Genomic DNA, 18,420 nt, shown 5'->3' with positions numbered 1-18,420 from the left:
GTCAACAATTGGGAGTGAGTCTTAATGGATCTCGAACTGCAGGGCAAGGCTGCCATCGTCACTGGCGCGGGCAGGGGCATCGGTCTGACCACCGTGGGGGCGTTGCTCGACGAGGGTGCGCACGTGGTGGCGAGCAGCCGTACGAGCACGCCAGAGCTCGACGCCCTGGCCGCGCGTGGCGCCACCGTGGTGCTGGCCGACATCACCGACGCGGACACCCCGCAGCGGCTCGTCGACGCCGCGCTGTCGACGTACGGGCGTCTGGATGTACTGGTCAACAACGTTGGCGCCGGCAGTGCCCGGTCAGGATTCCTCGACGTCGACGACGCCGAGTGGGCGCGAGTGTTCGACGTGACGTTCTTCAGCGCCGTGCGCACCAGCAGGGCAGCCCTGCCAGCCCTGCTGGCCAACGGCGGGGCGATCGTCAACATCAGCAGCATCAACGCTCGGCTGCCGTTCCCGATGGTGGTCGACTATTCCGCGGCCAAGGCGGCGATGTCCAACCTGACCAAGACCCTGTCGGAGGAGTTCGCGCCGCGTGGCGTCCGGGTCAACGCCGTCTCGCCCGGCCCGGTGCGGACCCCCTTCTGGACCGGCCCGGACGGCTTCGCGCACGCCGTCGCCGCCAGCGCGGGTGTCAGCACCCAGCAGGCGCTTGACGAGGTCGTGCCGCAAAGCATGGCTATCAGCACCGGCCGGATCACCGAGGCCCGCGAGGTCGCCGACCTGGTGCTGTTCCTTGCCTCCACCCGCTCCGCCAACACAACCGGCGCCGAGTTCATCCTCGATGGCGGCCAGGTCAAGACCCTCTGACCACGAATGCTCACCGTGGGCCGGCCGGGTCCTCATTGACCCGGCCGGCCGTCCGACGGTCATTGCGGGGCCAGGCGCCCGGCCGACAGTGCCAGCCGCTGGATGCTGGGGTGTCCACCGCCACGAGGAAGGCGGGGATGCGCATCTCGATGAGCGAGGCCGCGACCATGATCTCCAAGAAGGGCTCCGGCGGCACGAACGTCCGGACGCGCCTGCGGCGAGCTTCGCTGGCACGTCGCCTCATCGGCGAGCTGGAGATCCCGGCGAATCTGCGGGCTCTGCACGCCGCGGCGGGTCAGCGGATGAGGGCGCGGGCGAGGAGGTGCTGCAGGGCGTCCTGCTCCTCGGGGGCCAGCGGGGCCAGGGGGCTGTCCTCCGAGAGCAACTTGAGGAGGCGTTCGCGGAGTTCGGTGCCCTTGGGGGTCAGGACGAGCTGCTTCGCGCGGCGATCGCCGGGGTGTGGATGGCGTTCGAGATAGCCCTGCTCTTCGAGGCGATCGGCGATGAAGGTGATGTTGGAGGGCTCGCAGCTCATCCGTTCGGCGAGTTCGCGCAGGGTCAGGGGGTGGGTCAGCTCGCGCAGCAGGTTGCCCTGTGAGGCGGTCAGACCGAGGGCGGCTGTCCGGGCCCGAAGGTGGGCGTCGATCTGATTGGCCAGGTCTTTGACCAGCCCGCACACCCGGCGGTCGCTTTGGCCTGGGGTCTCGCGCTCGGTGGACACATCAGAAGCTTACTACAGCTGACATAGTTGCAGCTGAAGTAGTTCTAGCTGTAACTTGTTTCGGGTGCCGCCGCCGGGTGGCAACTCTCCGAGCACGAGGTAGGACCAGATGGCCACGACAACAGATTTCGACCGCATACGACTGACCAGCGCACCGCGCGTTCGTTCGCTCAGCCTGGGTGAACTGAAGATCACCTACGTCCCGGACGGGCTGGCCCTGTGTAAGCCGCGCGGCTGGCTGCCCGCCGCCACCGACGCGGACTGGGCGGCCAACCGCGATCATCTCGACGACGGCGGCTTCCTGCCCGCGGCCATTGGCGGGCTGCTGGTCGAGCGGGGTGACCGGGCGCTGCTCATCGACACCGGGTTCGGACCGGAGTCCCACCCGGACGACCCGGCCAACCCGATGCTGGGACGCATCCACGGCGGTGAGCTGCTGGACGGCCTGCGGCGGCTGGGCCGCGAGCCGCACCAGATCGAGGCCGTCGCCCTCACCCACCTGCACCTCGACCATTTGGGCTGGGCATGGAGCGCCGAGCCTGGCACGGATGCGCCGCCGTTCGCACACGCCACCCACTTCATCGCGGCACCCGAGTGGGAGCGGCGCGACCTGGCCGCCGAGGGCGGGGCGACCGAGGAACGTCTGGCCGCCTTCGCACCCCGCGTCCGTACGGTCGAGGACGGCGAGGAGATCTTCCCCGGCGTGCGGGCCTCGTTCTCGATCGGACACACCGTCGGCCACGCCACGTACGTCATCACCGGCGGCGACCGCCGGCTCATCGCGTTCGGCGACGCAATGCACGCGCCGGTGCAGGTCACCCACCCCGAATGGGGCTGCGGGATTGACCACGACCCCGTCGAAGCCGCCGAGCACCGCCGCCACCTGGTCGAAGAGCTGAGCCGCCCCGACACCATCGGCTACGGCAACCACTTCGCCGATGTGGTCTTTGGACGCGCCGAGCGTCGCCCCGACGGCCGGTTCACCTGGGTCCCGGTCGCCTGACCGTCCCGCCGACCACCCTCGCCGTTGGGCCGCCCTCGGCCCGCCATCACCGCCGCCACACCCGCCCTGCCCAGCGCGAGTGATCGGCAACAGCGCCGGCGATGAGGGGCTCCGCCGCTCATCGCCGTGCCCGGCAAGTCGTACGAATCGCTAAAGAAACGGAGAACTGTCATGAAGCACATCAAGCTGGGGGACCTGGACGTCTCCCGCATCGGTCTGGGCCTGGTATCGATGTCTTACGCCTACACGGGAGCCGGCACGGACGACGCCGAGTCGATCCGCACCATCCACCGGGCCCTGGAACTGGGCGTCACTCTCCTCGACACCGCCGAGGTCTACGGCCCGTACATCAACGAGGAACTCCTCGGCAAAGCGCTCAAGGGCCGCCGGGAGCAGGCCGTGGTGGCGACAAAGTTCGGCATGATCTCGCATGCGGGCGGCGGGGCAGGGCAACTCGACAGCAGCCCGGCCAACATCCGTACCGCCGTCGAAGGGTCGCTCAAGCGGCTGGGAACCGACTACATCGACCTGTACTACCAGCACCGAGTCGACCCGAACACGCCGATCGAGGACACCATCGGGACGCTGGCCGAACTGATCACCGAGGGCAAGATCCGCCACATCGGCCTGTCCGAGGCCGGACCGGAGACGATCCGCCGCGCCCACGCCGTGCATCCCATCGCCGCCGTTCAGTCGGAGTACTCCCTGTGGACCCGGCACCCGGAGGCACAGGTGCTGCCCCTGCTGCGCGAGCTGAACATCGGCTTCGTGCCGTACTCGCCCCTGGGACGCGGATTCCTCACCGGCCAGATCCGCTCGACCAGCGGCTTCGACGAGACGGACCTGCGTAAGAACAACCCGCGCTTCACCGGCGAGAACCTCCAGCGCAATCTGCGCCTCGCAGACGAGGTCCAAGCCATTGCCGCCGAAGCGGGTACCACCCCGGCGCAGATCGCACTGGCCTGGCTGCTGACCCGGGGCGACGACATCGCCCCCATTCCCGGCACCAAGCGCGTGGCACGCGTCGAGGAAAACACCGCCGCTGACGCCGTGGAACTGACCGCCGAACAGATCGAGAAGCTCGACAACCTTCCTCCCGCTGTCGGCGACACCCACGACGAAGCCGCCATGCGCCTGTTGGAGCGTTGACCCCAGCCCCGGCTGTGACCGCCCTTGCCCCGTGCGCACGGGCGGCAACGACCCCAGGAGCCCAGACCGAGAACGTTTCCTAGCCGGTCTCGTCGAGCGGTTCGGTGCGCAGCGTACAGATGCGCCCTTGCGCCTGCACGCTGCGCACCACGAGCCCGGCGGCCTCGGGGGACCTTCAGGTGCGGGGAGACGGTTGGCTGGCTGATCTCAGTGGCTGAGCCAACATTCCCACAGTGGCCGGCCGTGGCTCAGCCGCGCCAGCGTGGCACGCCGGCTGACGTCGGTCAGGGCGCCGAAGATGAGGTCGGAAGTCTTCGACGTCCTCCGACACGTCGGCAGCTCCGCAATTGAGCACCTCTTCAGATGAAAGGCGGATTATTCGTCATGTCAAGTGATCTTCGCTGCGCCGTGCTGGACGACTACCAGGACGTGGCACTCGGCCTGGCGGACTGGTCCCGGGTCCGGACCACCAGCTTCCGGAAGCACTTCACGAACACCGACGATCTGGTGGCGGCCATCCAGGACTGCGACATCGTGGTCGCCATGAGGGAGCGCACGCCGTTCCCCGCCGAGGTGTTCGACCGGCTGCCCCACCTGCGGCTGCTCGTCACCACCGGCATGGCCAACGCCGCCATCGACCTGGAGGCGGCGCGGGCGCACGGCGTCACGGTCTGCGGCACAGGCGGCGGCTGGACCTCGACGGTCGAGCTGACGTGGGCGCTGATCCTCGGCCTGGCCCGCCACCTGGTGCCCGAAGCGACCGCGCTGCGCACCGGCGGTCCCTGGCAGCACACCCTCGGCACCGACCTGCACGGACGCACCCTCGGGCTGCTCGGCCTGGGCAGGATCGGGTCCCAGGTGGCGGCGGTCGGGCGGGCGTTCGGCATGGACGTGCTGGCCTGGAGCCAGAACCTGACGCGCCAGCGGGCCGAGGAGCACGGCGCGCGGCTGGCCCCCAGCCTGGATGCCGTGCTCGCCGGGTCCGACGTCGTCTCCGTTCACCTCGTGCTCGGCGACCGGACGCGCGGGCTTGTCGGCGCGCCGGAACTCGCGCTGATGAAGCCCACCGCCTACCTGGTCAACACCTCACGGGCGGCGATCGTCGACCAGTCCGCCCTGGCGTCGGCGCTGCGCGAAGGGCGGATCGCGGGAGCCGGGCTGGACGTGTTCGACGAGGAGCCGCTGCCCGCCGGCCATGAGTTCCGTACGCTGCCGAACGTGCTGGCCACGCCGCACCTCGGCTATGTCAGCGAGCTGAACTACGCGACGTTCTTCCGTGACGCCGTGGACGACATCGGCGCCTTCCTCGACGGCAGCCCGATCCGGGTGCTGACCTGACTCGATGCTGGCCGCCGCACACGGGCTGGCCGACAGAACACCGCCAGTTGCCACCGCGCCCCGCTCCCCGGCCATCGGGACTCCCGTCACCCTGAGAACAACGGGCTCCTACCTTTCGCGACCCGCCTGTAGCCGGCGGCCGAGGCGGGCACGACCGTTGCCAGCGGTAACCGAATCGGCGAGCCGGCACCGCTACGAGTGAACCTCAGCAGCTCCTGGCCCCCTGGTCACTGGCACCTCGCGGCCGACGCGGGACCGGGCTCGGGCCATACGGATGGCGGCTGTCAAGGTTGTGATGTCGTAGGCGCCGTAGTGGCGGCGGCCGTTGATGAAGAACGTGGGGGTGCCGGACACTCCACTGTTGTCAGCCGAGTCGATGTCGCTTGCGATGCGGCCGGCGTGGGCATGGCTCAGCAGATCGTCGTGGAAGCGGTTCTGATCCAGGCCGAGGTCGCCGGCGTATTTGATCAGATCAGTGATGTTCAGCTTGTCCTGGTGGTCGAGCAGCAGGTCGTGCATCTCCCAGAACTTGCCCTGCGCCGCCGCGGCTTCGGCGGCCTCGGCTGCCAGTTGGGCTTGCGGGTGCACGTCTGACAGAGGCAGGTGACGCCACACGAAACGCAGGTCGGCGTGGCCCAGCAACTGCCGGACGACTGGCTCAGCCTTGCCGCAGTACGGACACTCGAAGTCGCCGTACTGCACCAGCGTTACCGACGCACCGGCCGGGCCACGGACGTGGTCGTACTTTTCGTCGACCTCTGGAACGAGGTCGATCAGCTCAGTCACGTCGCCGAAGAGTGCCCGGGTGCGCTTGTCCTTGGGCAGCATGTTGGTTACGCGGAACACGGTCCAGGTCAGCGCTGAGGATACGAGCGCGGCGCTGAGCACCCCGACTTTGGCCTCGGCCAGTTGGTCGCCGCTGAAGGCCAGGCTGGCGATCAGCAGCGACACCGTGAAGCTGACACCGGCGATCGTGCCGCTGCCGAGCACGCCCGCCCAGCCCACGGCCGGACGGATGCGACCGTGTGACATCCAGGTGAGCCCGGCCGAGGTGCCGATCACGGCGAGCGGCTTGCCGACGACATACCCGAGCAGCACGCCCCAGGTGACAGGCGATGCGAACGCCTGGGCCAGGAACGGACCGTCGATGCTGATGCCAGCGTTGACCAGGCCGAACAGCGGCACGATTACGTAGCTGGACCACGGGTGGTAGAAGCGCTGAAGGCGATCGTTGGGCGACAGCGTGTTCGCGAGGCCGATCGAAGCCGTACGCGCGAGCTTGGGCGTCGGCTGCTCACGGAACGACCGGAACAGCCCGCTGACCTGCTCGAGCTCAGCGCGGCCCGGAGAGTAGGCGAAGGCGGTCAACCCGATGGCCAGTCCTGCCACCACCGGGTCGACTCCGCTGACCAGTAGCGCGGCCCACATCACGATGGCGACTGGCACGTATGCCGAGCCACGTCGTACGCCGGCTGCGCGGATGGCCAACATGATCGCGAACGCCGCTACGGCCACCACGATGGGCACCATTTTGATGTCGTCGCTGTAGACCAGGGCGATGACGATGAGTGCGATCACGTCGTCGACCACGAACACGGTGAGCAGGAAGATTCGGACCCGGTCGGGCACGTCCCGGCCGAGCAGTGCCAGCAGACCCAACGCGAGGGCGGTGTCGGTCGACATGGCCACACCCCAGCCGTGCGCGCCCGGGCCGCCGTGGTTGATTGCCAGGAAGATCAGCACCGGGATCAGCATGCCGATCACGCCGGCCAGGCTGGGCAGCACGAAGCGTCGCCGGTCGCGTAGGTCGCCGAGGTCGAACTCGCGCCGCGCTTCAAGGCCGACGACCAGGAAGAACAGCGTCATCAAGCCGCTGTTGATCCAGGTGTGCAGGTCGCGGGAGAGTTCGAGGTGCCCGAGGCGCAGGGACAGTTGGGTGCGCCAGACGGCTTCGTAGGAGCCGAGGTCGATGTTGGCCCAAAGCAGTGCGGCGAGGATGGCGGCCACGAGCACGCGGGCGCTGCCAGACTCCGTTCGCAAGAAGGCTCGCAGCGGTGCCGCTAGATTCCCCATCCGAATCGTTCGGCCCGTCATCTTGCTTCCGGTCACCTGTCACCTTCCGGAGCGCTGGCCGGGCCAGCGTGGATAGCTAGATCACGTGCCGCAATGCGGGCATGTGACCCTTCGGTTGAATACTGATCGCGTTGCCCCAGCTGTGGCTGGTTGCGGAGAACGGCGAGGCGCGCCGACGCCCGGTGGGATGCGGTCGACGATCAATGGGCTCATGGTCGGGACGGCCGCGCATGTTCGACGCCATGATGAACCCGGTGATATCCACGAGGAGATTCGCCAGGGCCGTAGCGCTCGGCACGTGTCGCAGGCCAACCGCCAGGAGCAAGACCTGCGCCGCGTGCGAGGTGCCGTATCGCGTTCGAGCTGTCGCGGTCGACGGAAACGCTGTAGCCTGGAGCGAAACAACAGCCGCCTGCTGCACGGGCGTGATCGCCGAGCACCAAGCGGCCTGATTTCAGCGCGGCCCGACGAACTCGGTCCTCACGCTCCATGCGAATTGGATCAGGAGGGTCACCGGGGACTTCTCGGCAATTTCATGCATCACCTTCAAGTCGTCGGGGTCAGGTTCTTCGCTCAGCGTGATCGTGCGCCTCAGGTAACGCTCTGCGCCTTGCCCCTCAGGTTCGTGGTAGTCGATCTCGACGGTGATGTCACCGGCGTTGTCGTACTTGTAGTCGACATACTGCCGCAGCGTCTGAGCAGTGCACGACGCGAGCGCCATCAACAGGTACTCCGTCGGCGTCGGGCCTTCGCCGGTTGCGCCGTTGTGCGGTTCATCGGCGACGAACGTGAAGCCGCGGGTGGTTAGGTCCGTGCGCCGGCGCTCAGTGAGCGGAAGGACAGCTCGGGCGTTTGCGACGACATGATCCTTCTCGATTTCCATCAGCCGCGCCTTCCTGTAGATCCTGGTGGTGACGGTCCAGGTTTGCGGATCCGGCAGCAGCCGCGCTGCAGTCTGAGCGGTGGCTGTGGCCAGGCGCATGACCCCGTGACCGAGTGCCTCCGCAGGCTAACCTCCTCGGACTGGATAGTCCAAACCGCCGCCCGCCACAAGAGCCGCCCCACCCTCACGAGCCATCATCTCGGGTGCTTCGGGCCCCACAAATGGGCGGCGGGGACCGGAGCATTCCCCACCGAAGTCGCTCATCGCAGAAGCCCCGGAGTGGACTTGTTGGTCCATTAGTTCTGACGTGCGGCCGTTCACGGATCAGGGCCGACGACCATCGTCGCCCCCGGGACGCGGGGCGGACTCAATCCGTTCATTGTCAGGAGCGTCGATGCCCAGTGATCCGCAGTCGCGGTACCGGGCGGCCCAACGACGCAAGAAACGATTTGAGGCCGGCTGCCCCACCACGGCTACGACGAGTGGAGCGACAACTTCGCGGACGTAGCGCCAGACGACGGCGAACCCGCCGCGAGGCGGCGTAGTCGCATTGAAACCTCGCCCTCATCGACCTACGGGCTGTTCGCACCCGCCGTGACCGTCTGATCACGGTCACAGGGCCCAATTAACGGGTCGGCTCGCCGGGCGGCTCCGAGAGGAACGACTTAATGTGTTCCAGCGCCATATCCAGGGCAACCTCCATGGGTTCGACGTCGTGCGCGGCGTTCGCCAGCAAGTAGCCGCCTTGCAGAGCTGCCATCAATCCCGTGGCCAACTTCTCCGGGTCGGCGTCCTGGCGCAGTGCACCGCCGTCGCGCATTCGGTGCAGACCATCACTGATCAGCTTCTCCCATGCCACGAACGTCTCCGACAGCATCGATCGAGCCTGCTCGTCTTGATCCGACAGCTCGAGGGCCATGGACCCGAGGCCACACCCGTACTTGCCGTTGTTCAGGGAATTGGCCTGGACAAGCGCGTTACGCCATCGAACCAGGCCTGAAAACGATCTCAGCCGTTCGAGCCCTCCGCGCTCGCGTTGAAGCACAAGCGCGCCTCGGTACTTGACCAACGCGCGCACGAGCTCCTGCTTGTCGGCGAAGTGGTGGTAAAGCTGGGACTTGCTCGTCTGGCTTGCCTCGCGGACGTCGTCAAGGGTGGTCGCGTTGACTCCACGCACGAGCATCAGCCGGTTTGCCGCCTCGAGGATCCGCTCTCGTGTCGCAATGCCCCGTTGACTGATCCTCCGCGGCTTCGCCGGCGCAGTCACCTGCTCGTCGCCCATTGGTCAAGTGTATCGGCGCGGCAAGATTGTTCATGGCGAATGGGACCTTTGGGTCCATATGGAATGCTGTCGCCTCGCGTGATGATGCAGGACGAACAAACTATGCCACCAGCTTGGCGAACGAGTTCTGGCCCGCGAGATCATCGACAGGGAGAGCATTTTCTGAACTGTTTGGTCCTGACAGGCGGAACCCGCTGCCCAGGAGGTGCGCCGGGGCGCGTCGCGCCCCCGGCGCACCTCCTACAACGCCATACACCCGCATCTGCACCCGATCGAACGCCCCGTCTCCGCTCGGCACCGGTGCCGGATAGGCGGACCCGGGGTCAGCGCGCCGGGAGTGTCAGGCCTTCGCCCGCTTCGGGAGCTTCCACCCGGGGCGGGGGAAGTGGCAGGTGTAACCGTTGGGGTAGGTCTGCAGGTAGTTCTGGTGCTCGGGCTCGGCCTCCCAGAAGTCGCCCGCCGGGGTGACCTCGGTGACGACCTTGCCGGGCCACAAGCCCGAGGCGTCGACGTCGGCGATGGTGTCCTCGGCGACCCGCTTCTGCTCGTCACTGGTGTAGAAGATCGCCGAGCGGTAGCTGACGCCGATGTCGTTGCCCTGGCGGTTCTTCGTCGAGGGGTCGTGAACCTGGAAGAAGAACTCGAGCAGCGCGCGGAAGTCGGTCTTGTCGGTGTCGTAGACGACTTCGATGGACTCCGCGTGGGTGCCGTGGTTGCGGTAGGTGGCGTTCGGGACGTCGCCGCCGCTGTAGCCGACGCGCGTGGACACGACGCCCGGCTGGTGGCGGAACAGTTCCTCCATGCCCCAGAAGCAGCCGCCGGCGAGGATCGCCTTCTCGGTGGTCACGTCGTCTCCCTACTAGTGGTGGGTGTCACTCGTGAACAGGGTGCGGTATTCGCCGTACCCTGCGTTCTCCAGGTCGTCGAGGTGGATGAACCGCAACGACGCGGAGTTGATGCAGTAGCGCAGTCCGCCCTTGTCGGGGGGACCGTCGTTGAAGACGTGGCCGAGGTGGCTGTCCCCGTGCAGCGAGCGGGCCTCAGTCCGGATCATTCCGTGGCTGGAGTCTTCGCGCTCGACGACGTTCGTCGTGGCGATCGGCTTCGTGAAGCTCGGCCAGCCGGAGTTGCTGTCGTACTTGTCGACCGATGCGAACAGCGGCTCGCCGGACACGACGTCGACGTAGATGCCGGGCTCGTGGTTGTCCCAGTAGGCGTTGGCGAACGGGCGCTCGGTGCCGTCCTGCTGGGTCACGCGGTACTGCTGCGGGTCGAGCCGCGAAACGGCTTCCGGGTTCTTGTGGTACTTGCTCTGCTGCGGCACAACTCTCCCTTCCCGGCCTATCGGCCGGAAGTCGGGGAACACGGCGCGCACCTGGACGCGCACAGGTACAGACGTCCTGCGGGCTGACTCCATTCCCGCAACCCTCGCCCCGCTTGGACTATCGAGTCCAGGTGTACGTTGGCAAGCGGTCGACGTGATGCCGTACTTATGGCGGGTGGCCTGGGCAATGCCCTCGACTACGGTATCAGTCACCTCGTCCCCAAGTGGACTTGACCGACCAGATCACCTGCGGCTAGCTTCGGAGCGTCCGACTGGGTGCGCCCGCTGGCGACGAACTGTCCGACTTGCCCACGGGCGCCGAGCTCCAGGGACGTCGCACCACTCCGGGAACCGAGTGCTGCGGACCCCAGATCGTGATTCGGTGAAAAGCCGCAGTGACGGCAAAACGCGACACGCACCCTGCGGCGGTGCAAACGAGGACTGGATTCAGGGAGGCGCCGGATGAAGGCGGTCGTGGTGACGGACGAGGCCGCGGGAACGGCCGGGATGGCGCTGGTGGAGCGGCCCGAGCCGGCACCGGCGCTGAACGACGTGGTCGTTGAGGTTCACGCCTCGGGATTCACTCCAGGTGAGCTGACGTGGCCCTCGACCTGGACTGACCGCCTTGGCCGTGACCGCACGCCGTCGATCCCCGGGCACGAGCTGGCCGGAGTGGTCAGCGCTCTCGGCTATGGCACGACGGGACTGTCTGTGGGACAGCGGGTGTTCGGCCTCACGGACTGGACTCGCGACGGCACCCTGGCGGAGTACGTGGCCGTCGAGGCGCGCAACCTCGCGCCGCTGCCGGGAGACGTCGACTTCACGGTGGGCGCGAGCCTGCCGATCTCGGGCCTGACCGCGTGGCAGGGACTGTTCGAGCACGGCCGCCTCCAGCCGGGGCAGAGCGTCCTCGTGCACGGCGCGGCCGGCGCAGTCGGTTCGATGGTGACGCAGCTCGCACGTGAATTCGGCGCCTACGTCATCGGCACCGGACGCACCGCCGACCGTCAGGCCGCGCTCGACTTCGGCGCACAGGAGTTCGTCGACCTCGGCAACGACACCCTGGAAGACGTCGGCGGGGTCGACCTGGTGTTCGACGTCATTGGCGGTGACATCGGGAAGCGGTCTGCAGGCCTGATTCGAGCCGGAGGAACGCTGGTGACCATCGCCGGGCCGCCTGAGGCGCGGCCCGCAGATGGCGTGGCGGTCGATTTCGTCGTCGTGCCCGATCGCGCCCAACTGGGCGAGGTCGTCCAGCGGGTGCGCGACGGACGACTGCGGACAATCATGGGCAACGTCGCGACCCTCGACGACGCCGTCGCCGCCCTCAACCCGACCGAGCGAACCACGGGGAAGACGATCATCCGCGTTCGCTCCTGAGGATTGGCGCATCCAGCACGAGAACCTCACCCGCGGGAGCGAGAAGCACGCCGGCGGCCGGGCCTTCACCTCCCGTCGACGACATGCGGCTGGGCGATTACGACTACGGCCGCGATACCGAGATTGATCTGATGACCATCAACGAAGGCGTAATCCCATGACCGACCCAACCGAGACGACCCGCTACGCCTTCAAGTCCCCCGACGAGGAAGGCACGCTCAGCCATGACCAGGCTGTGCTCATCGACAAGGTAATCGACGATCCCCACGCCCCCGGGTTCGACTTCCAGGTCGTCAACGACGAGAAACTCGCTATCTACAACGCCATCGTCGCGGGCCGAGAGGTGGCCGGGCTGACCTACAACGTCGCCCGAGACGACCGGCTCGTGCTGCTGGCCACCTCGGTGATCCCCGAGTACCGCAAACGAGGCATCGCCACCGCGCTGATCCGACACGTCCTGAACGACCTACGCGTGCAAGGCAAGACGGTCACCATCATGTGCCCAATCGTGCGCACCTTCATCGAGCGCAACCCCGAGTATGCCGGCCTCATCGACCCCGAGCACCCGGGAGTAACCGAGAGTCGCACGCATCTGCCCTAAACCCACTTGTTAGCTTCCTCTGCAGAAAGCGTGACAATGACGATCAATCTCGAGGCCGAGGCGGCCACCCGGGAAGAGAACAATGCGGCGCTGATCGCTGCTCTGAACGAGACACGTCTCAGCGAGGTGGAATCCAGCTGGGAGCTCGATGTCATCAACGACGCGGAGCGCGGTCGCTGGATCGCCGTCCTCGGCGCCGAAGCGATCGCCGAACTCTCGTACCGGTTCGTGGGCGGCCGTGTCGTGCTGCTGACGACCTGGGTCGACCCCGCCTACCGACACAATCGGGTGGCCACGGAGCTCATCGCGCGCGTGCTGAACGAGATCCGCGAGAGCGGGAAGAAGATCACCGTCATCTGCCCGGTCGTGGGTGAGTTCATTGCCCGCAACCCCGAATACCTCGATCTCATCGACAAGGTCCATCCCGGCGTTGGCGCCTACCCCCAGCACACACCCGCGGAAGGCGACCACGACGACGGGCTCGCCGCATTCGAGAAGGACATGACATAGCCGTCCGTCGTTCGAGTTGTCCAGCAGGTCAGGGATGGGCGACTGCGGATGACTATCGGCACCGTCGCGACCCTCAATGACGCCGTTGCCGCCGTTGCCGCCGTCGACACGGCCGGGCCGGACAAGGACATTAACGGCGGTCGTTATAACGACGCTGAGACGGCGGAGACCCTCCATTACGTCGTAACGGGGCAGGCGAGGACTGATACAGAAAGGTGTTCAAGTGAAAGCGATCGTGGTGACGGACCGGGCTGCGGGAACGGCGGGGATGACGCTGGTGGAGCGGCCCGAACCGGACGCGGCGAGGCTCGCCAGTCTTGACGGCGCGAACTACGGCGATGTCATCGTTCAAGTTCATGCGTCGGGATTCACCGGGAATGAGCTGGAGTGGCCCTCGACCTGGATCGATCGCCGCGGCCGTGACCGGACGCCGTCGATCCCCGGCCACGAGGTGGCTGGTGTGGTCACCGCCCTCGGCTATGGCACGACGGGCCTGTCGGTGGGCCAGCGGGTGTTCGGCCTCACGGATTGGACACGCGACGGCAGCCTCGCGGAGTACACAGTCGTCGAGGCACGCAACCTCGCGCCGCTGCCGGGCGACGTTGACTTCACGGTGGGAGCAGGCGTCGCGATGGCAGGCCTGACCGCCTGGCAAGGTCTGTTCGATCACGGCCACCTCATGGAGGGGCAGAGCGTCCTGGTGCACGGCGCGGCCGGCGCAGTCGGTTCGATGGCGACGCAGCTCGCGGTTCAGGCCGGCGCCTACGTCATCGGCACCGGACGTGCCAGCGCCCGGCAGACCGCACTCGACTTCGGCGCGCACGAGTTCGTCGACCTCGACAACGACACGCTGGAAGACGTCGGCGGAGTCGATCTGGTCTTCGATGTCGTCGGCGGCGACATCCAGAAGCGATCCGCGGGTCTGGTTCGAGCCGGAGGATCGCTGGTGACCGTCACCGGGCCGCCGGAGGCGCGGCCCGCTGACGGCTTGGCGATCGACTTCGTTGTCGTGTCCGACCGCGTCCAGCTGGGTGAGATCGCCCGGCGGGTCCGGGATGGGCGCGTGCGGACGAACATCGGTACCGTCGCGGCCCTCGACGACGCCGTGGCCGCCCTCAACCCGACCGAGCGGACCAAGGGGAAGACGGTCATCCGCGTCCGCCCATGAGGACTCGGGCCTCGTGGATCGACGTCAGCCAGTACTCCAGCCGCACCTGATGGAGTCGCAGTCTTCGCTGGTAGTGGGCGGATGTGGCTCGGTACTGGTGTCGGCGTCGCCATCATGGCCATCGATGCATCTCGTTGAACGTTCGGATGGTGGTGATCACCGGTGGTGGTTACGCGCCAGGCCATCACTCCGGTCGGCTGCGGAGTTCCTCGGCGCTGACGGCCGGTATGGACATCCACGGCAGTACCCATCATCGGCCCTGCACGCTTATCGTTGGAGTCAGGTTCCCGGCCCCACGAGCGTGCGGGACTGGGCGGACGCGAGACGAGACTGAAACCGTGAGCGTTGCCGAAGAAGCAGAGAACCGCAGGGTCGCGCTGATCCGGGAGCTGGTCGCGGGCGCGGTCGGTGTCGTGGTGGGCCGCGTTCGCTGCGGTGGTGGTTTTTCCCGCCGAGGAGCCGGTGGGGCGCGTGATGGTGATGGCGGTCGCCTGCGGCCTGCTGGCCGCGTCGCTGAGCGATTGGCGCGCGACATTGGTCATGGCGGCGATGGCCGCTGGCGTGTTTGTCGGCGTCCTCGCCCACGGCGCGCCACCGACTTCCGCTCCGCAGGGCTTCACGCCAATCTTCGTGGTAGCGGTGGTGCTGGGGGTGGGGAACAGGCGCCTGCGACTGATGCGCAGTGACGAGGGGCACCGCCGGTAGTAGGTGGTCGAGGTTTCTACAGCGGTAGGCGCCGGTACGATGGGTTGTGGTGCGCCGGGAAGTCTGGTCGGCAAATGTCTCTGACCCGTCTTCCGAGAGTTGGCCCGCTTGTGACGTCGAACCCTCAGTCACCCCCTCGCGTCCTCGGCCGTGGTTCCTGGGCCGAGGCACGTCGCATCGCCGACGTGCTGCGCAAGGAGACGATCGGCGGCGCGCTGCTGCTGGTCGGGGCCGTCGTGGCGCTGATCTGGGCGAACTCGCCGTGGGCACACCGCTACCAGGCAATGACGGCGCTCACCTTCGGGCCCCACGCGCTGCACCTTGACCTGTCGCTGGCGATGTGGGCGGCCGACGGGTTGCTGGCGATCTTCTTCTTCGTCGCTGGTCTCGAACTCAAGCGCGAGTTCGTCGCCGGTGATCTGCGTGATCCCCGCCGGGCCGTGGTCCCGGTCGCCGCCGCGGTCGGTGGCGTACTCGTGCCGGCCTTGCTGTACGCGGTGGTGAACTGGGGTGGCGCGGTGAAGGGTTGGGCGATTCCGACCGCCACCGACATCGCGTTCGCCCTCGCCGTTCTGGCGGTGATCGGCCGGCATCTGCCGAGCGCGCTGCGTACCTTCCTGCTGACCCTGGCAGTGGTGGACGACCTGTTGGCGATCGTCATCATCGCGGTCTTCTACACCGCCCACCTGTCGGTGCTGCCGCTGCTGGCCGCAGCGGTGCCGCTGGGCTTGTTCGCGCTGCTGGTACAGCGTCGGGTGCGCTCATGGTGGCTGCTCCTGCCGCTGGCGTTCGCAACCTGGGCGCTCGTGCACGCCTCCGGCGTGCACGCCACCGTCGCCGGGGTGCTGCTCGCCTTCGCCGTCCCGGTGCTGCGCTCCAGGGGCGCCGGCCCGGGGCCCGGCCTGGCCGAGCACTTCGAGCACCGATTCCGGCCGATCTCCGCCGGCATCGCGGTGCCGGTGTTCGCGCTGATGTCCGCTGGAGTGGCCGTCGGCGGGCTCGACGGCCTGGCGCAAGCGGTCACCGACCCAATCGCTGTCGGCATCATGCTCGGCCTGGTCGTCGGCAAGCCGATCGGCATCCTGCTCGCGACCTGGCTCGTCGCCCGGTTCACCCGGGCCCGGCTGGACGCGGGGTTGGCCTGGATCGACGTGGCCGGGCTGGCCGTGCTGGCCGGCATCGGGTTCACCGTGTCGCTGCTGATTGGCGAACTCGCCTTCGGTATCGGCAGCGACGCCGACGGCCGGGTCAAGATCGCCGTCCTGGCGGGCTCCCTGATCGCCACCGCTCTCGCCATGATCATCTTGCGGGTGCGCAATCGCGTGTACCGGCAGATCTACGAGGCCGAGCAGGTCGACCGTGACCGTGACGACGTTCCCGACGTCTACCAGCAGTAGCTCGGTCGCGGGCGGACACATCGCGTCAGCGCAATCGAGGCGGCGGCCCGGGCGTATCGTCAGTGCATGCGCGCGAGCGACGTGGCCATCTCGATGGAAACCGTTACAGAGGACATGCCGGCCCGGGAGGCGGCGCGGATCCTGGCGGCGCAGGATTTACCCGGCCTGATCGTGGTGGACACCATGGGCCGCCCGTCGACAGTGCTGGCCGGCACGCAGGTGCTGCGGATGGCGCTGCCGTCCTACTGCCAGGATGATCCCGCGCTTGCCCGGGTGATCGACGAGGCCGCTGCCGATGTGATCCTGAAGGGAATCGGTAACCGCACCGTCGCGGATTTGCTGCCCCGTAACCGGCCGGGCCTGCCGGCGGTCAGCGCCGACGCCACCCTGCTCGAGGTCGCCTCGGTGATGGCCCGAACGAATGTGCCGCTGGTCGCTGTCGTCGACCACGACCAGGTGATGACCGGCGCGATCACCCTGGACGGGCTGCTCGACCGGATGCTTGGCACCTGAGCGTCAGAAGAATCGCAGCCACAGATACGGCACCGAGATTGCCACCGAGATCACGGTGACGATGAGACCGTACTTGGTGAACCCCCAGAACGTGATCTTGTGTCCGGCCCGGTCGGCGATGCCGAGCACCACCACGTTCGCCGAGGCGCCGACGGCAGTGGCGTTGCCGCCGAAGTCAGCCCCGATGGCAAGCGCCCACCACAGCACTTGAGCCTTACCGAGCCCGCCTTCCGCGTTCACCAACTCGCCGACGATCGGGCTCATCGTCGCCACGTACGGGATGTTGTCCACGATCGCCGACAACCCGGCCGACGCCCACAGCAGCAACATGGTGGCCGGCCACAGCTTGCCCTCGACGGCCTCGGTCGCCGACCGGGCGATGCTGTCGATCACCCCGGTGGCGACCAGGGCTCCGACCATGATGAACAGGCCGGCGAAGAACACCAGGGTCGGCCATTCGACGTCCTTGGCCACGTCTTCGGCGTTCAGTCGGGACAACGCCAGCAGCAGCAGGCCGCCGAGTATGGCCACCACCGATGGCTCCAGGTGCAGCACCGTGTGCAGGCTGAACGCGAGCAGGACCGCGCCGAGGACCACCAGGCTGATCACGACGAGGCGGCGGTCGCGAATCGCGTCCGCCTCCCGCAGCGCCATGATCCGGGCGGCGCGCTCGGCGTCGTAGCGGAACGCCTTGCGGAACATGATCCGGCACAGGCCGATGAAAACGACGATCACGATCAGCACCAGCGGGGCCATGACGTTCAGGAAGTCGGTGAAACTCAATCCCGATCGGCTGGCGATGATGATGTTCGGTGGGTCGCCGACCAGGGTGGCCGCACCACCGATGTTGGACGCCATGACCTCGGCGATCAGGAATGGGATCGGCGGCACGTCGAGCCGCTCGCAGACCAGCAGCGTCACCGGCGCTACCAGCAGCACTGTGGTGACGTTGTCCAGCGCCGCCGACACCAAGGCGGTCACCACGACCAGGATGACCATGATCGGGAACGGGCGGCCTCGGGCCTTCTTGGCACTCCAGATCGCCAGGTACTCGAACAGGCCGCTGCGTTTCAGCACGCCGACGATCAGCATCATCCCCAGCAGCAGGAAGATGACGTTCCAGTCGATGCCCGCCTCTTCAGAGAAGAACGCGTGCTCGGCGTCGGTGGCCCCGATCGCCAGCATGATCGACGCACCACCCAGGGCCACCGCCACCCGATTGATCTTCTCGGTGGCGATCAGGACGTAGGCGGCGGCGAATACGGCCACCGCAATCCAGGCCAGGGTGCTCATTCAGCGCTTCTCCTGTTCTGGTCAGCCGTCGTCGCAACGCCGACCAGACTTCCCGGCACACCTGAGATCAACCTATCAGCCTGGTCGGTCGGCAACGGGCGTGCCGGCCCGGGGGAAGAGGGAAGCCCGTGTGCTGACATCGTCACTTCCGGCCAAGGCATTGGGGGCCAAGCGTCCCGGCCGTCCTGAGCAACGCCAGGTCCTTGCGGTCGCATCTGGGCGGTGGGCGATGGAACGCAGGAGTGAGCGCTGCGTGTACCGCCTCCG

At 67.4% G+C, this 18,420-nt stretch carries 18 protein-coding genes; 11 read left to right on the top strand and 7 right to left on the bottom strand.

Annotation, left to right across the window (positions count from 1 at the left end; genetic code table 11):
* Positions 1-24: 24 nt before the first annotated feature.
* Entirely contained in the window at positions 25-813 is a 789-nt protein-coding gene (locus tag JOD64_RS27140; protein ID WP_204944837.1) for an SDR family NAD(P)-dependent oxidoreductase, read from the top strand.
* A gap of 295 nt (positions 814-1,108) precedes the next feature.
* On the opposite strand, the gene JOD64_RS33255 is transcribed toward JOD64_RS27140, so the two are convergent.
* Positions 1,109-1,534, bottom strand: coding sequence for a MarR family winged helix-turn-helix transcriptional regulator (locus JOD64_RS33255; RefSeq protein ID WP_204944836.1), 426 nt, complete (start codon positions 1,532-1,534; stop codon positions 1,109-1,111).
* 109 nt (positions 1,535-1,643) lie between these two features.
* Here JOD64_RS33255 and JOD64_RS27130 point away from each other — a divergent pair, with 109 nt between their 5' ends.
* The 3 genes from JOD64_RS27130 to JOD64_RS27120 all read left to right on the top strand — a co-directional run bounded on the left by JOD64_RS27130 (position 1,644) and on the right by JOD64_RS27120 (position 5,024).
* The gene (locus JOD64_RS27130) at positions 1,644-2,537 is read left to right on the top strand and encodes an MBL fold metallo-hydrolase (protein WP_204944835.1); all 894 of its coding nucleotides are present in this window, start codon (positions 1,644-1,646) and stop codon (positions 2,535-2,537) included.
* Positions 2,538-2,708: 171 nt separating this feature from the next.
* Positions 2,709-3,686, top strand: coding sequence for an aldo/keto reductase (locus JOD64_RS27125; RefSeq protein WP_204944834.1), 978 nt, complete (start codon positions 2,709-2,711; stop codon positions 3,684-3,686).
* Between the two features lie 384 nt (positions 3,687-4,070).
* Complete coding sequence (locus JOD64_RS27120; RefSeq protein ID WP_204944833.1) at positions 4,071-5,024, top strand: D-2-hydroxyacid dehydrogenase family protein; 954 nt, start codon at positions 4,071-4,073, stop codon at positions 5,022-5,024.
* A gap of 192 nt (positions 5,025-5,216) precedes the next feature.
* Here JOD64_RS27120 and nhaA (JOD64_RS27115) read toward each other — a convergent pair whose 3' ends face one another.
* From nhaA (JOD64_RS27115) to msrB, 5 genes are all read right to left on the bottom strand, one after another.
* Positions 5,217-7,064: a Na+/H+ antiporter NhaA gene (gene nhaA / locus JOD64_RS27115; protein ID WP_239559682.1), complete on the bottom strand. Its 1,848-nt coding sequence runs from the start codon at positions 7,062-7,064 to the stop codon at positions 5,217-5,219.
* 487 nt (positions 7,065-7,551) lie between these two features.
* The gene (locus tag JOD64_RS27110; protein ID WP_239559681.1) at positions 7,552-8,079 is read right to left on the bottom strand and encodes an OsmC family protein; all 528 of its coding nucleotides are present in this window, start codon (positions 8,077-8,079) and stop codon (positions 7,552-7,554) included.
* A 526-nt stretch (positions 8,080-8,605) separates the two neighbouring features.
* Entirely contained in the window at positions 8,606-9,262 is a 657-nt protein-coding gene (locus JOD64_RS27105) for a TetR/AcrR family transcriptional regulator (RefSeq protein WP_204944832.1), read from the bottom strand.
* A 340-nt stretch (positions 9,263-9,602) separates the two neighbouring features.
* A complete protein-coding gene (gene msrA, locus JOD64_RS27100; protein WP_204944831.1) occupies positions 9,603-10,109 on the bottom strand; it encodes a peptide-methionine (S)-S-oxide reductase MsrA in 507 nt (168 codons plus the stop codon).
* Positions 10,110-10,121: 12 nt separating this feature from the next.
* Entirely contained in the window at positions 10,122-10,586 is a 465-nt protein-coding gene (gene msrB, locus JOD64_RS27095) for a peptide-methionine (R)-S-oxide reductase MsrB (protein WP_307813701.1), read from the bottom strand.
* 462 nt (positions 10,587-11,048) lie between these two features.
* On the opposite strand from msrB, the gene JOD64_RS27090 reads away from it, so the two are divergent.
* The 7 genes from JOD64_RS27090 to JOD64_RS27060 all read left to right on the top strand — a co-directional run bounded on the left by JOD64_RS27090 (position 11,049) and on the right by JOD64_RS27060 (position 16,860).
* On the top strand, positions 11,049-11,966 hold the full coding sequence (locus tag JOD64_RS27090) for an NADP-dependent oxidoreductase (protein ID WP_204944829.1): 918 nt from the start codon (positions 11,049-11,051) through the stop codon (positions 11,964-11,966).
* A gap of 157 nt (positions 11,967-12,123) precedes the next feature.
* Positions 12,124-12,567, top strand: coding sequence for a GNAT family N-acetyltransferase (locus tag JOD64_RS27085; RefSeq protein WP_204944828.1), 444 nt, complete (start codon positions 12,124-12,126; stop codon positions 12,565-12,567).
* A 36-nt stretch (positions 12,568-12,603) separates the two neighbouring features.
* Positions 12,604-13,077 (top strand): GNAT family N-acetyltransferase, encoded by a 474-nt coding sequence (locus tag JOD64_RS27080; protein WP_204944827.1) that lies wholly within the window; start codon positions 12,604-12,606, stop codon positions 13,075-13,077.
* A 223-nt stretch (positions 13,078-13,300) separates the two neighbouring features.
* A complete protein-coding gene (locus JOD64_RS27075; protein WP_204944826.1) occupies positions 13,301-14,245 on the top strand; it encodes an NADP-dependent oxidoreductase in 945 nt (314 codons plus the stop codon).
* Between the two features lie 438 nt (positions 14,246-14,683).
* Positions 14,684-14,950 carry a hypothetical protein gene (locus JOD64_RS27070; protein WP_204944825.1) on the top strand — a complete coding sequence of 89 codons (267 nt, stop codon included), beginning with the start codon at positions 14,684-14,686 and terminating at the stop codon, positions 14,948-14,950.
* A 110-nt stretch (positions 14,951-15,060) separates the two neighbouring features.
* A complete protein-coding gene (gene nhaA, locus JOD64_RS27065; RefSeq protein ID WP_204944824.1) occupies positions 15,061-16,347 on the top strand; it encodes a Na+/H+ antiporter NhaA in 1,287 nt (428 codons plus the stop codon).
* Positions 16,348-16,413: 66 nt separating this feature from the next.
* Positions 16,414-16,860: a CBS domain-containing protein gene (locus tag JOD64_RS27060; RefSeq protein ID WP_204944823.1), complete on the top strand. Its 447-nt coding sequence runs from the start codon at positions 16,414-16,416 to the stop codon at positions 16,858-16,860.
* 3 nt (positions 16,861-16,863) lie between these two features.
* Here JOD64_RS27060 and JOD64_RS27055 read toward each other — a convergent pair whose 3' ends face one another.
* Positions 16,864-18,153: an ArsB/NhaD family transporter gene (locus JOD64_RS27055; RefSeq protein WP_204944822.1), complete on the bottom strand. Its 1,290-nt coding sequence runs from the start codon at positions 18,151-18,153 to the stop codon at positions 16,864-16,866.
* Positions 18,154-18,420: the final 267 nt, after the last annotated feature.

The organism is Micromonospora luteifusca, assembly GCF_016907275.1.
Classification (GTDB): domain Bacteria; phylum Actinomycetota; class Actinomycetes; order Mycobacteriales; family Micromonosporaceae; genus Micromonospora; species Micromonospora luteifusca.
This window is presented reverse-complemented; position numbering and strand designations above follow the sequence as displayed.

Bases quoted from the DNA above. Each gene is read 5' to 3' on its own strand.
- JOD64_RS27060 (WP_204944823.1), top strand. From the start codon at position 16,414: ATGCGCGCGAGCGACGTGGCCATCTCGATGGAAACCGTTACAGAGGAC.
- JOD64_RS27090 (WP_204944829.1), top strand. From the start codon at position 11,049: ATGAAGGCGGTCGTGGTGACGGACGAGGCCGCGGGAACGGCCGGGATG.
- JOD64_RS27105 (WP_204944832.1), bottom strand. From the start codon at position 9,262: ATGGGCGACGAGCAGGTGACTGCGCCGGCGAAGCCGCGGAGGATCAGT.
- JOD64_RS27055 (WP_204944822.1), bottom strand. From the start codon at position 18,153: ATGAGCACCCTGGCCTGGATTGCGGTGGCCGTATTCGCCGCCGCCTAC.
- JOD64_RS27085 (WP_204944828.1), top strand. From the start codon at position 12,124: ATGACCGACCCAACCGAGACGACCCGCTACGCCTTCAAGTCCCCCGAC.
- JOD64_RS27125 (WP_204944834.1), top strand. From the start codon at position 2,709: ATGAAGCACATCAAGCTGGGGGACCTGGACGTCTCCCGCATCGGTCTG.
- JOD64_RS27140 (WP_204944837.1), top strand. From the start codon at position 25: ATGGATCTCGAACTGCAGGGCAAGGCTGCCATCGTCACTGGCGCGGGC.
- JOD64_RS27120 (WP_204944833.1), top strand. From the start codon at position 4,071: ATGTCAAGTGATCTTCGCTGCGCCGTGCTGGACGACTACCAGGACGTG.
- JOD64_RS27110 (WP_239559681.1), bottom strand. From the start codon at position 8,079: ATGCGCCTGGCCACAGCCACCGCTCAGACTGCAGCGCGGCTGCTGCCG.
- JOD64_RS27080 (WP_204944827.1), top strand. From the start codon at position 12,604: ATGACGATCAATCTCGAGGCCGAGGCGGCCACCCGGGAAGAGAACAAT.
- JOD64_RS27130 (WP_204944835.1), top strand. From the start codon at position 1,644: ATGGCCACGACAACAGATTTCGACCGCATACGACTGACCAGCGCACCG.